At 59.5% G+C, this 14,567-nt stretch carries 13 protein-coding genes and 2 pseudogenes; 9 read left to right on the top strand and 6 right to left on the bottom strand.

Going from position 1 to position 14,567, the window contains the following annotated elements; genetic code table 11:
- Positions 1-237: 237 nt before the first annotated feature.
- From J2R76_RS19025 to J2R76_RS19015, 3 genes are all read right to left on the bottom strand, one after another.
- Positions 238-393 (bottom strand): hypothetical protein, encoded by a 156-nt coding sequence (locus J2R76_RS19025; protein ID WP_253624038.1) that lies wholly within the window; start codon positions 391-393, stop codon positions 238-240.
- The gene (locus J2R76_RS19020; RefSeq protein ID WP_253624039.1) at positions 390-1,613 is read right to left on the bottom strand and encodes an IS701 family transposase; all 1,224 of its coding nucleotides are present in this window, start codon (positions 1,611-1,613) and stop codon (positions 390-392) included. The genes J2R76_RS19025 and J2R76_RS19020 overlap by 4 nt, the downstream gene beginning before the upstream one ends.
- Positions 1,614-1,675: 62 nt before the next feature.
- Positions 1,676-2,427 (bottom strand): IS5 family transposase gene (locus J2R76_RS19015; RefSeq protein ID WP_253624563.1). Its coding sequence is split into 2 segments (ribosomal slippage): positions 1,676-2,097 and positions 2,097-2,427, totalling 753 coding nucleotides; the frame shifts between segments, so codons are not numbered across the junction.
- 366 nt (positions 2,428-2,793) lie between these two features.
- On the opposite strand from J2R76_RS19015, the gene J2R76_RS19010 reads away from it, so the two are divergent.
- Genes J2R76_RS19010 through J2R76_RS19000 form a run of 3 tightly spaced genes read left to right on the top strand, consistent with a single transcriptional unit; the run spans position 2,794 to position 5,339 of the window.
- The gene (locus J2R76_RS19010) at positions 2,794-3,054 is read left to right on the top strand and encodes a hypothetical protein (RefSeq protein ID WP_253624562.1); all 261 of its coding nucleotides are present in this window, start codon (positions 2,794-2,796) and stop codon (positions 3,052-3,054) included.
- Positions 3,055-3,087: 33 nt separating this feature from the next.
- On the top strand, positions 3,088-4,320 hold the full coding sequence (locus tag J2R76_RS19005) for an acyl-CoA dehydrogenase family protein (protein WP_253624561.1): 1,233 nt from the start codon (positions 3,088-3,090) through the stop codon (positions 4,318-4,320).
- Between the two features lie 47 nt (positions 4,321-4,367).
- Positions 4,368-5,339, top strand: coding sequence for an NADPH:quinone oxidoreductase family protein (locus tag J2R76_RS19000; RefSeq protein ID WP_253624560.1), 972 nt, complete (start codon positions 4,368-4,370; stop codon positions 5,337-5,339).
- Positions 5,340-5,499: 160 nt separating this feature from the next.
- Here J2R76_RS19000 and J2R76_RS18995 read toward each other — a convergent pair.
- A pseudogene (locus J2R76_RS18995) lies at positions 5,500-5,625 on the bottom strand (ATP-binding protein); the annotation flags it as partial.
- Positions 5,626-6,261: 636 nt separating this feature from the next.
- Here J2R76_RS18995 and J2R76_RS18990 point away from each other — a divergent pair.
- The 3 genes from J2R76_RS18990 (at position 6,262) to J2R76_RS18980 (ending at position 9,193) form a co-directional block, all read left to right on the top strand.
- The gene (locus J2R76_RS18990; protein ID WP_253624559.1) at positions 6,262-6,639 is read left to right on the top strand and encodes a 3-hydroxyacyl-CoA dehydrogenase NAD-binding domain-containing protein; all 378 of its coding nucleotides are present in this window, start codon (positions 6,262-6,264) and stop codon (positions 6,637-6,639) included.
- An 869-nt stretch (positions 6,640-7,508) separates the two neighbouring features.
- Complete coding sequence (locus J2R76_RS18985) at positions 7,509-8,258, top strand: electron transfer flavoprotein subunit beta/FixA family protein (protein WP_253624558.1); 750 nt, start codon at positions 7,509-7,511, stop codon at positions 8,256-8,258.
- On the top strand, positions 8,258-9,193 hold the full coding sequence (locus J2R76_RS18980; RefSeq protein WP_253624557.1) for an electron transfer flavoprotein subunit alpha/FixB family protein: 936 nt from the start codon (positions 8,258-8,260) through the stop codon (positions 9,191-9,193). The genes J2R76_RS18985 and J2R76_RS18980 overlap by 1 nt, the downstream gene beginning before the upstream one ends.
- A 503-nt stretch (positions 9,194-9,696) precedes the next feature.
- Here J2R76_RS18980 and J2R76_RS41045 read toward each other — a convergent pair.
- The gene (locus J2R76_RS41045) at positions 9,697-9,852 is read right to left on the bottom strand and encodes a group II intron maturase-specific domain-containing protein (protein WP_375166576.1); all 156 of its coding nucleotides are present in this window, start codon (positions 9,850-9,852) and stop codon (positions 9,697-9,699) included.
- A gap of 343 nt (positions 9,853-10,195) precedes the next feature.
- Here J2R76_RS41045 and istA point away from each other — a divergent pair.
- From istA to J2R76_RS18965, 3 genes and pseudogenes are all read left to right on the top strand, one after another.
- Positions 10,196-11,720, top strand: a pseudogene (gene istA / locus J2R76_RS18975) (IS21 family transposase).
- An 11-nt stretch (positions 11,721-11,731) separates the two neighbouring features.
- Positions 11,732-12,472, top strand: a complete 741-nt coding sequence (istB, locus tag J2R76_RS18970) for an IS21-like element helper ATPase IstB (RefSeq protein ID WP_253624463.1) — start codon at positions 11,732-11,734, stop codon at positions 12,470-12,472.
- 277 nt (positions 12,473-12,749) lie between these two features.
- Entirely contained in the window at positions 12,750-12,893 is a 144-nt protein-coding gene (locus J2R76_RS18965) for a hypothetical protein (RefSeq protein ID WP_253624556.1), read from the top strand.
- A 627-nt stretch (positions 12,894-13,520) separates the two neighbouring features.
- Here J2R76_RS18965 and J2R76_RS18960 read toward each other — a convergent pair.
- Positions 13,521-14,210, bottom strand: a complete 690-nt coding sequence (locus J2R76_RS18960; protein WP_253624555.1) for an aspartate/glutamate racemase family protein — start codon at positions 14,208-14,210, stop codon at positions 13,521-13,523.
- Positions 14,211-14,567: the final 357 nt, after the last annotated feature.

Here is a 14,567-nt window from a genome sequence, read left to right as displayed (position 1 = left end):
GGACTTAAATTCCATTCGATCAAGCCCGCTTCAAGAGGGGGGCGCTGCCGTTTGCCCGGACATGGTCAGATGTACAGAGAATGTTGCCGAGACTTTGACCAGACTGACCACGCGACGCGCGCGATCCCATTTTTCTGGTGATTCATGATATGCGCGCTCGCTAGCCTGCATCGCAGGGGTGGGCTCGATCAAACGAAAAAGGTGCATGACAGTAGAGAAGAGCCGACCCTACTAACATTACAGTTGTAGTTTTTTCTTGAGATGGGCTTTGCGCGCATTGGCCTGATGAGCCCTGCGCCAGGACGACCATGCGAGGATGCGGGCGTGCGGGATGCGCCGCTGGGCGAGCTTCATGGCGATGCGCCGGATTTCTTGGATCGACCAGCGGATCAAGAACGATGCGTCGGTCGCGGCCGCTGTCGCGTTTTTTTGAGCGATGGCCCGGTGTTGGCCCGATGACGGATGACGGCCATCATGGCGAAGGCAAGCATGACGAGTGAGACATGGCGATGCCAGCCATGCCAGGAGCGGGTTTCGTTGTGATCAAGGCCGAGCTCGTTCTTGGCGGTTTCAAAGCTGTCCTCGATGGCCCAGCGATGGCCTTCCACCGACACCAGCTTCTGCATGGAGGTGCCCTTGGGGCACCATGTGGAGAAAAAGGCCAAGCTGCCGTCGGCGATGTTGCGGCGGATCAGAAGACCCCGCGTCCATTCCCCGGCAAGGTCGTCGTTGTATTCACTGGCTTCGAGATCGGCCAACTCGAGATAGGCCCAGTCGTGCCAGCGCGGACCTTTGGTCCCTCCGCCGGACGACAGGCGGCGCCAGGCCTTTTTGGGAAGGCTCTGCGCGATCGCGGCGGCGGTGCCGGCGACAGGCTGCTGCTTGCCCCAGGAGCGGAACACATGATTGGACGCAACACCCAGGACATAGCCTTTGCCCGCCTTGCGCAGCAGGGTTTCGATCTCTCCAGTGCCATACACGCTGTCCGCCGCCACGAACGAGAACGGCACGTTGGCCGCGGTCGCGCGAGTGATCATCTGACGCGCGATCTTGGGTTTCGTCGCAAAGCTCACATCGCTCGGTACATGCGCTGCCTTCAGGCGAGCGGAGTCGTCCGTCCATTCTTTTGGCAGGTAGAGCGCCCGGTCGATGAAGGCATGGCCATGCCGTGACACATAGGAGGCGAACACTCCGATCTGGCAATTGGTGATCTTGCCCGCCGAGCCAGTGTACTGACGTGCGACCCCGCACGAGGCCTTGCCCTGTTTCAAAAAGCCAGTCTCATCGATGACCAGGACCGCGTCCTCATCGCCAAGCGTCTCCAGTGCGTACTCACGCACAATGTCGCGCAGCGCGTCGGCATCCCAATGCCCTCGGCCCAGAATCGCCTGCTGGCGCCACGGGCCTGGATCGCCAGCCGCCTCCGCCCGCATCCAACCCGTCTTGCGCGGCTCGTTACCCAACAGTCCGTCGAGAAACTGCCACGCCGAGGCCGCGACCCGCTCCTGCGTAAACAGCGGACGGATGCGTTGCTTGGCATCTCGCAACGAGGAAGCCCACAGCGTCAGCGTATCTTCAACCGACGCACCACCAATCATCAGATCCCGAATCATGGTCACCCATGGATTCAGAACCCTCAATCAATTGCAACTGTAATGCTAAGGCCTGTTTACAGTCAGCGGCTTGCGAGGAAGCTCGCGATGAGATTGAGAAGGCCGGCAAAGCTGGTATCGGTCTTTTCGTAACGAGTTGCGATGCGCCGGAATGCCTTGAGGGAACAGAAGAAGTTCTCGACCAGATGGCGCCATTTGTACATTTCGGCGTCATGCGGGATACGGCCGGCGCGATCGGCTTTGGACGGAATGACCGCAGCAGCACCGCGTTCATCGAGGTTGGCGCGCAGCCAGTTGTTGTCGAAAGCCTTGTCGCCGATCAGCGCCGCAAAATCGAGGCCGGTGATCAAAGGTTCGATGCCGATGCTGTCGTGACGCTGGCCGGGTAACAGCACGAAGCGAATGAGATTGCCGAGGGCGTCGACCAAGGCCATGATTTTGGTGGTCAAGCCGCCACGCGAGCGACCTATGGCCTGATTTTGAGTCCCCCTTTTGCGCCGGTGCCATGTTGGTGGACCCGGACCAGCGTGCCATCGATGAGGACATATTCGAAATCTGGATCCTCGCAGAGCGCCTTGAAGACCCGCTCCCAGACTCCCTTCTGCGCCCAGCGCCAGAAGCGCGTGTAGACGGTGAACCACTTGCCGAACGCTTCCGGCAAATCGCGCCACGGCGAGCCGGTGCGCGCAATCCAAAGCACCGCTTCGATAAAGAGCCGGTTGTTGCGCCCTGTGCCGCCAGGATCACCGGCTTTGCCCGACAGCTCCGGCGCGATCCGCTCCCACTGGCTGTCGCTTAACATCAATCGAATCAAGGCTGATCTCCATTTTCAGCCTTGAATCAATCTTCGACCGATCTGGGAATCCCCCGACTGTAAACAGGCCTTAGTCCAAAAGGAATCACGTCGCTCAAACTCAAAATAACGTCGAGAAGCGCAGAACTTTAGCGCCGGATCGTGAATCAATGCAGTTATCCATCTTGAGTCTTCCTTACAGTCGGCGCTTAGCCCTATGGGAACTTGGAGGGGAAGCCATGAGCGTTGTGCTTAAGAATAGGCCTCGACAATCTGGTGTCAGCTATCTCTGCGTCTTTCGTGCTGCCGCCGTGCATAGACTTGAGACGCACTTGGCGAAATCTTAGGCGTCCGAATGCGCTCCATCGGCATCAAAACGCTCATCGTGTGGTCGTTCAGGAAGCTCAGGGAAGCCGGCACGCAATACGCGTGTTTCTTGGATATCTGCTCCGCGGGCGGCGCCTGATCTTTTTCTATCAGGTCGACGATCGTGTCGCGTGCATCAAAGTGATCGCGATGATCGACTGCATTGCAGCGAAATCTGAGAAGATGGTGTTTCGGCAGCTGATGATCATCCCTAAATCAAGATCGCTCGTGGCGATCACAGTTCGCAGGCTTGAGCTGCCGAGCCTGCGAAGAATTCATTGAATTCATCAGCAATGAGGATGAGAAAGGAAATAGATGGCGATCGATTTCGAAATTCCCTCCGAGGCAAAAGCAATTCGGGAAAAAGTGCGCCAGTGGGTGCAAGACGAATGCATTCCGGCGGAAAAGGAGTTGGACAAAAAGTCCCTTGACGAAGTCCTTGGCCCATTGCGGAAGAAGGCGAGATCGCGGGGTTTGTGGTGTCCGTTTATCCCAAAGGAATACGGGGGCATGGGCTTGGGTCAGCTCGCCAACGCGTTGGTCCAGATGGAGGTCAGCCAGAGTACTCTCGCCGAGCTGTCGATGAACACGCAGGGGCCGGACGATGCGTCCATGTTGACGATTTTGGAGTACGGCACAGAGTATCAGAAAGAGAAATATTTGAAGCCCATATTGAATGGGGAGAAGCGCGTCTGCTTTTCGATGACCGAGAGGGCGGCCGGCGCCGATGCTACCGGCATTCAAACCTCGGCAGTCAAGGACGGGGACGAGAACTATATCCTGAACGGGGAAAAGTGGTTTTCAAGCGCAGCGAGCGTCGCCGACGTCGCTTTCGTGATGGCGAAGACCGATCCGAATGCACCACGCCACAAGCAGTTTTCGACCTTTCTCGTCGAGCTGCCGAATCCCGGTTATCGGATCAAACGCGTCATCAAGACAATGGCGATCGAAAGCCCGCATGAAGACAAGCTCTACGGCGGCGAATCGGAAATTGAGATCAAGGACCTTAAGGTTTCCGCCAAAGATCTGCTGGGTGGTGAAGGCAATGGTTTCGCAATGGGGCAGCATCGCTTAGCGTACGGTCGGCTGCGTCACGGCATGCGCAACATCGCAAAGGCACAGCGCGCGCTTGACATGGCAACGGCGCGCGTAACGAGTCGATCGACATTCGGGACGATGCTGGCGGATCGCCAGGCGGTGCAGTTCATGCTCGCCGAGTGCGCGAGTGAACTCTACCTAGCTCGTCTAATGCTGCTCCACATTGCATACAAGGCTGAGAAAGGTATGGACCTTCGCCAGGAGAACTCGATGGCGAAGCTCTTCCTAGCGCACATGGTGCACAAGGTGGTCGATACTGCGATACAGTTACACGGCGCGCTCGGCTACAGTCAGGATACGCCGCTGGCGCAGTGGTACACCCAGATCCGCCAGCAACGCCTCGTCGACGGGCCAGACGAGGTGCACAAATGGATGATCGGTCGAAATGTGATTAAGGCATATAAGACCCACGGCACGACAGCTTCGGCGGCTGGCGGCGAGCTGCTCTAGCCAATCCTCTATGAAGAAAAACCTCCAACCTTACGCGTGACAAAAAAATGAAAGCCATTCTCTGCTCGCAGTTTTGCAAACCCGAAGACTTGACGTTCGAAGAGTTCCCCGAGCCTGTGGCGGAAAGGGGCCAGGTGGTCGTCGCTGTGAAGTCGGCGGCATTGAATTTCTACGACATCCTGCAGATTCAAGGTAAGTACCAGGGCGCGCCAGCATTTCCATTTTCTCCCTGCGGGGAAGTTGCGGGCGTGGTTGACAGCGTCGGCCCCGGTGTAACTGACCTGAAGGTGGGCGATCGTGTCGTCGCATCATGCTACAACGGTGCCCGCGAGAAGGTGGCCGTCACCGCGAGCTCTGTTCTCAAGATTCCGGATAACCTCGACTACGATCGGGCCGCGGGTATCCCGGTTGTTTATGGCACGGCACTGCATGCGCTGATGGATCGCGGTAGCTCGAAGCCGGGCGAAAGCCTTGCGGTGCTCGGTGCGGCCGGAGGGACCGGCCTTGCCGCCTGCGAACTCGGCAAGCTGATGGGCTTGAGGGTGATCGCCTGCGCGTCATCCGAGGACAAGCTAGCATTCACCAAAGCCCACGGAGCTGAGCTGACGCTCAACTACGCCAAGGAGGACCTAAAGGAAGGACTCCGCAGACTGACCGATGGCAAAGGCGTCGACATTATCTTCGATCCCGTCGGTGGCAAGCTTGCCGAGGCTTCGCTGCGCGCGATCGCTTGGGAAGGCCGTTTCCTGGTAATCGGCTTTGCTGCCGGCGAAATCCCGAAGATGCCACTGAACCTGCCGCTCTTGAAGTCATGTGACATCCGCGGCGTGTTCTGGGGCGTATGGGCGGAGCGCAATCCGGTGAAGAACCGCGCCAATCTGCGGAAGCTTATCAACTGGGCTGCGGAAGGCAAGCTTTCCTCCCACGTCCACGCGACCTTCCCACTCGCTCATACAGCTGAGGCGATGGATGTGCTCGCGAGCCGCAAGGCGATGGGCAAGGTAATTCTGCACCCGTGAACGCAGCGCCGAGGGGGGCACAGCAACGCGTTAGGTGGGGCGGAAGCTACGATGCCCAAGGCAGCAGCACCCAACAGTTGCGACTATCCCGCCTAGGTGTCGCGCGTCCTGTCGAGAGCCGCCGAAAGACTTAACACGAAACGAAGAGTCTCAGTTGTGGTAGGTGGGAGTCGTCGATGAGTGCGTGCCAGTGCTCGACGGTGAGCTGGCTGGTGACGATGGTGGAGCGGCGGCCGCAGCGATCGTCGAGGATCTCCAGAAGATCTTGCCGAGACGCTACGTCGAGCGGCCCGGCCGTCCGCCGAGCCTTCCATGAGCGATCCTGTTTGCAACAAGGGTCGGGAACGATGTCGTCACCGATCGTTTCGGCCTCGGCATCGAGACCTGCCAGGCCAGAACGTCACCTCACCTTCATGCGAGCCCTTCACCTCTCGACAGTCGTGCTCCTCGTCCAATGCCCAAGAGATGCACGATCGTTCCTCCCGATCAATAGTCAAATCGCAGCGTGAGCGTTCAGACATCTGGTCGCTGTGCGAGGCTTTCATGCAGCTCCGGATCCGAACCAGTAAATGCATAGAATGACTGGTCGGCGCCGCCAACCGCTCGCTGCCGTTTTCTCAGAAGCAAAGGTCCATCGTCGATGCAGGTCTTCTGAGAGCCTCCAGTCACTTCGGAGTGGGCGGACGCCACCAGGAGATCACGGAAATGATTGAGCGGTAGCGTTGAACGTGTTTCGGGCCGCGCTGCCACATCAAAGCGACAAGGGACGACACGGCCCGGCTCTTTCTTCGCGATGGCTGGCAGCTCAAGCTCAAGTTAGTGAAGTTTCCAATATCAATTCCGTCACGTGCTCGAGCGGAGATGGAGGCAGTCGATGTCCTCATGTCATCCCAAGACGACAGTCCAACACTGGAGTAGAGGGATGTCAGACGTCGGAACTCCTGGAGCTCGCAAGATCGCCAAGGTCACTTGTGTCGGCGGCGGCCTGATCGGATCTGGCTGGGCCGCGCACTTCATGCGGGCAGGCCTAGATGTCGTGGTGCATGACGAGGCCGCCGAGCGCGAGAGCTTCCTAAGGGAAAACCTTGCCAATGCAATGCCGGTCCTCGACCAAAACTCGGCCTTCCGCCTGACGAGATCTCCGCACCTCTTCGAGTGGTCCTACGAAAACATGACGGTCTGCATCGGCAGAACCCCTCCGTCGAAGAACGTGTTTTACGCATACTGCAAATATGCCGCTATGGGTGGCAAGGTCCTCCCCGATCGGAGGCGCATTCCATCCTGTCGCCCGGCCTTATAAGCATGATCGACCGCCTCACAGCGGCTGTCCAGCCATTACGCTAGGCGTTTGGGTACTATGACGGCTCCGCCGCCATACAGGATCTCGAAAGAACCTGCTGCAGACGATCCCGTAGTTGCGTGCGTGGGGAGTTGCAGTGTGTTTAGTTGTCCATTCGTCTCGCCCCCCACAGATCGGTGGTCGTTCCACGCGAACTGGTGCCAAATCGCACTGGCCGGTGGGATCCGCCCCGCGTGGCGCAGCCGGTCAGCTGCGTCGCCGCTGCCACCCTCCGACTGGAAACTGGGATTCAGGCAATACAGCCTTCACCTTCCACGCCTGACCTTGTGCTCTCCATCGGTCTGCGGTGCCCAATTTTGAGACGCTTCCCGGCATGCTCTGATCCCGTTCTGCTTTCGCAGTTTAGTCCGCCACCGGTAAAAACCAGCAGACTCCATTCTTTCGAACACTCCCTTCTTCCCCATGCCTCAACGGCGCCCACCCATCTGGTTTCGATCATCGCGCAAAGACTACGGAGCTCCTTGCCGGGACGTTTAGGAACCCGTGCAGGCTCATCTCTGCCACGCGCACCGCCTCAATCGCCTCACGTGAAGCAGCTATTGTGCCGCGATACGATTGCCCCACGGATCAATGAGGCCAAAAAACGCAACGTGGGCAGCCATCAGCTGCTGGCGGGGTTCTGAAATATCTGGTTTCATGGCAAACCATAGCCGAAACCGAAATGCTCCATCACGCTGTTAGCCAGACACAGGCGCTTTGCTGCGTGCCAAGGGTCGCTCGTGCATAAAACCGGCGTTTTCCTTGCGATCTCCACGATTTGGCTCAATCTATTCATGATAATCCCCTCCCAGGTTCAAGTGAGGGGATCGATGAAGATCTTAGTGCCGGTAAAGCGGGTGGTGGATTACAACGTCAAGGTCCGCGTCAAGGGCGATGGATCGGGCGTTGAACTCGCCAACGTCAAGATGTCGATGAACCCGTTCGACGAAATCGCGGTCGAGGAAGCGCTGCGCCTGAAGGAAGGCGGCAAGGCCACCGAGGTCGTGGTGGTGTCCATTGGTCCGGCGCAAGCGTCGGAAACGATCCGCACCGGTCTTGCCATGGGTGCCGACCGCGGCATCCTGGTGAAGGCGGAAGGCAATGTCGAGCCGCTCGCGGTCGCCAAGATCCTGAAGAAGGTTGCGGAAGAAGAGCAGCCGGGCCTGATCATCCTCGGCAAGCAGGCGATCGACGACGATAGCAACCAGACCGGCCAGATGCTGGCTGCTCTGCTCGGCTGGTCGCAGGCAACGTTCGCCTCCAAGCTCGAGGTCGAAGGTTCGGACTTCAAGGTCACGCGCGAGGTCGATGGCGGCCTCCAGGCCGTGAAGCTGAAGGGACCGGCGATCGTCACCACGGACCTCCGCCTCAACGAGCCGCGCTATGCCTCGCTGCCCAACATCATGAAGGCCAAGAAGAAGCCGATCGCGGAGAAGACCGTCGCCGACTACGGCGTCGACGTCACCGCGCGCCTTGAAGTGCTCAAGACGACGGAACCACCGGGCCGCAAGGCGGGTGTCAAGGTCAAGGACGTCGCCGAGCTGGTGTCGAAACTCAAGAACGAAGCCGGGGTGCTCTGATGACGACGCTTCTGATTGCCGAACACGACAATGCGTCGCTCAAGGATGCGACCAACAAGGCGCTGACCGCGGCCGCTGCCCTCGGCGCCGACGTCGAGGTGCTCGTCGCCGGCCAGAACGCCAAGGCCGCGGCGGACGCCGCCGCCAAGCTCAACGGCGTGACGAAGGTGCTGCTCGCCGACGGCGATGCCTATGCTCACGATCTCGCCGAGCCGCTCGCTGCGCTGATCGTCTCGCTCGCGCCCTCCTATGGTGCCTTCGTGGCGCCCGCGACCTCGCGCTTCAAGAACATGATGCCGCGCGTTGCTGCTCTCCTCGACGTCATGCAGGTCTCGGAGATCATCAAGGTCGTCGCCCCCGACACATTCGAGCGGCCGATCTACGCCGGCAACGCCATTCAGACCGTGAAGTCGAAGGACGCCAAGAAGGTCATCACAGTGCGCACCTCGACCTTCGCCGCGACCGGTGAGGGCGGCAGCGCGGCTGTCGAGAGCGTTGCGGCGGCGGCCGATCCGGGCCTGTCGTCCTTCCTCGGCGAGCAGGTCGCCAAGAGCGACCGCCCCGAGCTGACCTCGGCCAAGATCATCGTCTCCGGTGGCCGGGCCATGCAGAGCCGCGAGAACTTTGCCAAGTACATCGAGCCGCTGGCCGACAAGCTGGGCGCCGGTGTCGGCGCCTCGCGCGCCGCGGTCGATGCCGGCTATGCGCCGAACGACTGGCAGGTCGGTCAGACCGGCAAGGTGGTGGCCCCGGAACTTTATGTCGCGATCGGCATCTCCGGCGCGATCCAGCATCTGGCCGGCATGAAGGACTCCAAGGTGATCGTCGCCATCAACAAGGATGAAGACGCGCCGATCTTCCAGGTCGCCGATTACGGCCTGGTCGCCGACCTCTACCAGGCGGTTCCGGAGCTCACGGCCGAACTCGGCAAGTAAAAACGCGAGCTACACTCCGGCCAGTGTTTCATTTTTGAGGGTGTTTTCTGTCGTGCCGGGGCGCGATGGCTCGGCTTGGTTCCGCCCATCGATGCCTCGGAAGCCTTCCTTGTAGAGTAGGGATGAAGCGCCGTGCCTCGTTGCTAGGTGGGTCTCTTCCTCCCTCTCACCGAACCGGACATGCGAGTTTCCCTGCATCCGGTTCTCCATGCGAGGCGCTGGCCTTGGGTGGCCCTCGCAGTTGTGCGAGAGCGTTGGTTGTCTTTCAGAACTTGTCAGCTCCTGGCAGGAACCACTCGTCCGGGTCGGCATTCCATCGATTGAATAATATGCGCATGCGTCGGTCGGGAAAGTGCAGGGTGCCCCGTTCGGCGAACGGCCGCACTTGGGTCTTCCCGTCTGCCTATGCCCTTTTGTTTCCACGCCGGACAGGGTCGCGGCGGTGAATGCGTTCACGTCGCTTGCCCGTGCTTCTTCAGGCAGGGCCCGACGCGCTGCCAGAGTCACCAGTCGAGCGAGCTGAAGGCACTGTTGGCTCCGGTGGCGTACCAATAGTAGTTTCGCCATCTGGTGATTATGTGGTTGAGCTTGTCGATGAGATCCGCCAGCGTGTCGCCCGTCGGCGTCGCCCTGACCATGACCTTGATCTTATGATGCAGATCTTTCAGCTTGCTCTTCGGAATGAAGAGCTTGCCAACCGACGCCCCAGTATAGAGCCCCGTTCTGAATCACCCAATATCCGATCAAGTCAAATCATTCCTGGATTTCGGTGATCGCGGGTCTTTTCCATAGACAGCTGCGGATTCCGAGATGATGGTGCGCACCGTACCGACTTGATGGCGCGCAGGGTTCCGAGATGATCGCGCGCAGCATTCCGAGCATTCTCCGCGCAGCATTCCGATTTGATCGCGCGCAGTTTCGGATGGTGTGAAGCCCGATCGTTGGGCCAATTCTCCGGCTGGAAGCAGCTGGGAGGATTGGATGCCAACGAGGAGGGTTATCATGCGCCAGGTGCGCGAGATTGTGAGGCTGAGCCTTGAGGCTGGGCTCTCGACGCGCGTGGTTGGCGAGCGCGTCGGCATCGGACCGACGACGGTACGTGACACGCTGAAGCGGTTTGCGCGCGCGGGTCTGGCATGGCCGGTCCCGGAAGCGACAAGCGACGCCGAGCTGGAGCAACTGCTGTACGGGGTGCCTGGCGTGAAGCCTGGTCGCCGCAAGGTGGCCGAGCCTGACTGGTCCGTTGTTGCCCGCGAGCTCAAGCGCAAGCATGTGACTCTGCAGGTGCTGTGGGACGAGTACATTGCGGAGCATCCGGACGGGTACCGGTACAGCCGCTTCTGTGACTTGTTCCGCAATTGGGAAGGCCGGCTGCCGCAGGTGATGCGCCAGCACCACGGCGGCGGCGAGAAATTGTTTGTCGACTATGCCGGCGACACGGTGCCGGTGGTTGACCGTAAGACTGGCGAGGTGCGTGACGCGCACATCTTCGTGGCGGTCATGGGCGCATCCAGCTTGTCGTTCGCGCTGGCGACCTGGACCGAGCAGCTCGGCGACTGGATCGCGGGACATAACGCGGCCTACAGCTTTTTTGGCGGCGCGACGCAACTGCTGGTGCCCGACAACGCCAAGGTCGCGGTGATCAAGGCCTGCCTCTATGACCCTATTGGTCAACCGCAGCTACAGCGATATGGCGCAGCATTACGGCACGGCGATTTTGCCGGCACGGCCGCGTCGCCCGAGAGATAAGGCGAAGGTTGAGGCCTGCGTCGGAATCATCGAGCGCTGGCTGCTGGGGCGGCTGCGCAACCGAACTTTTTACAGCCTGGCCGAACTCAACGGTGCGATCGCCGAGTGGCTGGCCAAGCTCAATGACGGACGGGTGCTGCGCCAGTATGGCCGCACACGGCGCCAGCTGTTCGAGGAAATTGACGCGCCGAATCTTAAACCGCTTCCCGGCGAGCCGTGGGTCCATGCCGAATGGCGCCGATGTCGGGTCGGGCTCGACTATCACGTCGAGGTCGAACGACACTACTACTCGGTGCCCTATCGCTTCGCCCGTCGCGAGGTAGAAGCGCGGATCTGTGCGCGAACGATTGAAATCTTCCTGGGGGGCGAGCGTATTGCCGCGCATATGCGCGGCAGCGGCAACGGGCGGCACACGACGATCAGCGCCCACATGCCCTCCAGCCACCGGCGCTATGGCGAGTGGACGCCGGCAAAGATCCGCAGCGAGGCAAGCCGGATCGGCCCGATGCTGCGCCTGCTGATCGACCGGATCATCGAGGATCGGCCGCATCCCGAACAGGGCTATCGTTCGTGCCTGGGGATCATCCGGCTTGAGAAGCGCTTTGGCGCCGAGCGCCTCGAGGCGGCCGCGCTGCGCGCAATTGAGATCCAGGCTCGCAACTACCCGAGCGTCAAATCGATCCTCGAGAAGGGGCTCGATCGCGTTGCAACGCCCACGTCCCCCGAGCGCGAGCCGATCCTACACACCAACATCAGAGGCTCGGACTATTACCACTAATAGGGAAGAAAATGCTGACACACCCCACGCTCCACTTGCTTACCCAGCTCGGCCTTACCGGCATGGCCGAGGCCTTTAAGAGCCTTGCCGACAACGAGGAGGTCCATGGCCTCGCTCACGCCGAATGGTTGGCGCTGCTGCTGGACCATGAAGCGACCTGGCGTAACAACCGGCGCCTGGCGCTTCGCCTTCGTAAGGCAAAGCTGCGTCATCATGCCGTGCCCGAGGATATCGACTACCGCGCCCCCCGTAGGCTCGACCGCCGCTTGTTCGACATGCTGCTCAAGGGAGACTGGATCAAGAACCACGAGAATTGCGCCATTGTCGGGCCGACAGGCATCGGGAAAAGTTGGCTTGGCTGTGCACTTGGTCACAAGGCCTGCCGGGACAACCACTCGGTACTTTACACCCGGCTGCCGCGGTTGTTCGAAGAACTGGACCTTGCCCGGGGCGACGGCCGACTCAGCTCGCGGATGAAGAGCATCGCCGCCGTCGAGCTCCTGATTTTGGACGATTGGGGCCTCCAGGCCATCGACGCCAACGCGCGGCATCATCTGCTCGAAATCCTCGAAGATCGCTACGGCCGTCGGTCGACGCTCGTCACCAGCCAGCTTCCAATTGCCAAATGGCATGAGCTCATAAACGACCCAACTTATGCTGATGCCATACTCGATCGCCTGCTTCACAACGCTCACAGGCTCGAACTGAACGGTGACTCCATGCGTCGCCCGCCCGTTCTTCCTCGGCCTTGATTACGCGGTCTGCCAATGAAGACCGGGACTGCAGCCCGCGAAGCTGACCGGCCGCTACGGCACTGTTGGGGGCGCGCGTCCGGTCAGCTTCGCTCCATCGAGCGACACCATCAAACATGCGACGCGATCTCTTCGGCAGCCGCTTGACCACGGGCTAACGATAGTGCCAATTGCCTTTAACGATCGGGTACTTCACCTGCGCGCGATCAGATCGGAACGCTGCGCGGCATCAGATTGGAATACCTGCGCGCGATCATCGGAATCCGCAGACAGCTCCATGCGCAAATTCCTCTTTGAGAAACTCCGCTTCCGCCTCGTCCTGTGTTCCCTCAACTCGGATGACAAAGTCATCCGCGTATCGGACGACGAAGAAGGTCGGCTTTCCGGCGAGCGAACGTTCTTCTTTTTAGTCGCCATGTGAGGGGACTGAAGAGCGGGGGCAGTCGTGGAAATCTTTTCATTTCATTCAGAAGCAGAGTTGCGCGACTCTTGCATGCTCCGTCCGCCGTTGAGGTGATGGGCAACTCGCTGGTGCCGTTGGCGGCGTGATCGACTGGAAGTCTCAGGATGACCGCTTGGGCTCGGTGTGCCAAACCGGTCCGGGGCAGCCTGGCCTGCCAGCGCCGCTTGTCGGCGGCCTGTTTATCCTGGAGCGCAAGCACAAGCTTTTGGATGAGATGCTGTGCGCCCGCCGGATCGACGCTTCTCGCCATTCAGCGTAATTTTTGAGTCTCGTTCAACCGCCGAAAAGGAGGAAAGTAAGCGAGCGGGTCTCTAGAAACGCACTTGATCGACAAGGCCTCCAGCGTACCCCTCGGAAGTCTTTAATCTGGAGCTTCGGACTTGCAGATCTTATAAGCAGCTGCTCAGTGCTCTCCCAGTTTGCCGTCCGCCTATCGTACAGAAATTGCGAGCACGCCTGAACGTCGAAACAACGCAGTGAGTCTCCAACGAACCGGTATGCCGTTCTCCGGGGGGGCTCCACTTCTTCATGCAAAGGGATCTACTGCGCCTCTGTCTCGATGGGTAACGACGCTTTGGTCCGTTTTTAGACTGCGATTTCGTATCTACTCATCAATAGTTCCGCATTGGTTACCGCATCATATACCGGCAGCCGCGTCTGCTCGCGCACCTGCTGCGTTACTATCGGAAATCCCGCGCATTCAAATAGGATAGCCTCAACGTCATCGCACCGCTTGCGCATAAGTGCAATTGCGGCCCCAACATCTCTCGCTACCTGCGGAATCGAGTAATTATTCTCTGGTCCCGACATGATCCTCCAGGTCTCGGAATTTTCGATGCCGGCAACGGTTATGCGATCATGTGACTCAACACCTGCGTGTCTGAGCAGTACGGACGTCAGCGGCCTTGAATCGAACGTCAATATGCCGACGCGTCCCTTGATGGTGGCAATGAGATACGGCAGAAGGAGCAAGGAGGACATCGAAACTGGCACCGAGAGGGCCTGCGTCATTGCCTTCTGGTACTTGATCGTGAAACCGCAATTGCTCGTGATCGCGATGGCGCCCTCACGCACCAAATGCCTTGCCGCGGTTATGAATGCGGCTTCCATTTTGTCGTCCTCGCCGCCAAAAACGACATTTTTAGTCCATGCGCCTGGAACCTGGCGGCAAATTGTAGGAAATCGAAAGGTAGCGGGATTGCTGAGCGATCCCGCCATAGTCTGTGGGGTATTTTGCAACTGCAATATGCCGAGTGCGCCACTGTTCTGCGCCATGTTCAGATATTACTCCATCAAGAATTAGATTATTGCCGCCATCCGTACACGGCCAATCTCTCGGCGGCGCGGCAAGTAAGTGATATCTCCGCCATTTCTTCTACACAAGCGACGGCGCCAGGAAGTGCAAGTGTCTCTTGGCGACTTTGGAACGTTCGATCTCCCTCCGGAACTATTGCTGCGTCCCAGATCTGAGTTGCTGGTGCAAGCCTCGCGTGGCAGAGATTCTGGACTTCATCGGTAGAATGGGAAGCTTTCGTGCACCTTGGCGCCGACGTGAGGAGGTCGCGAACCTTTTTTGATAAAGATCGGGTTGCGCGGATCAGGCATACTCGACTTTCAAGCGTCGACGTCGCT

Origin of the sequence: Bradyrhizobium sp. USDA 4532 (assembly GCF_024171315.1) — a bacterium.
Lineage (GTDB): Bacteria > Pseudomonadota > Alphaproteobacteria > Rhizobiales > Xanthobacteraceae > Bradyrhizobium > Bradyrhizobium australafricanum.
This window is presented reverse-complemented; position numbering and strand designations above follow the sequence as displayed.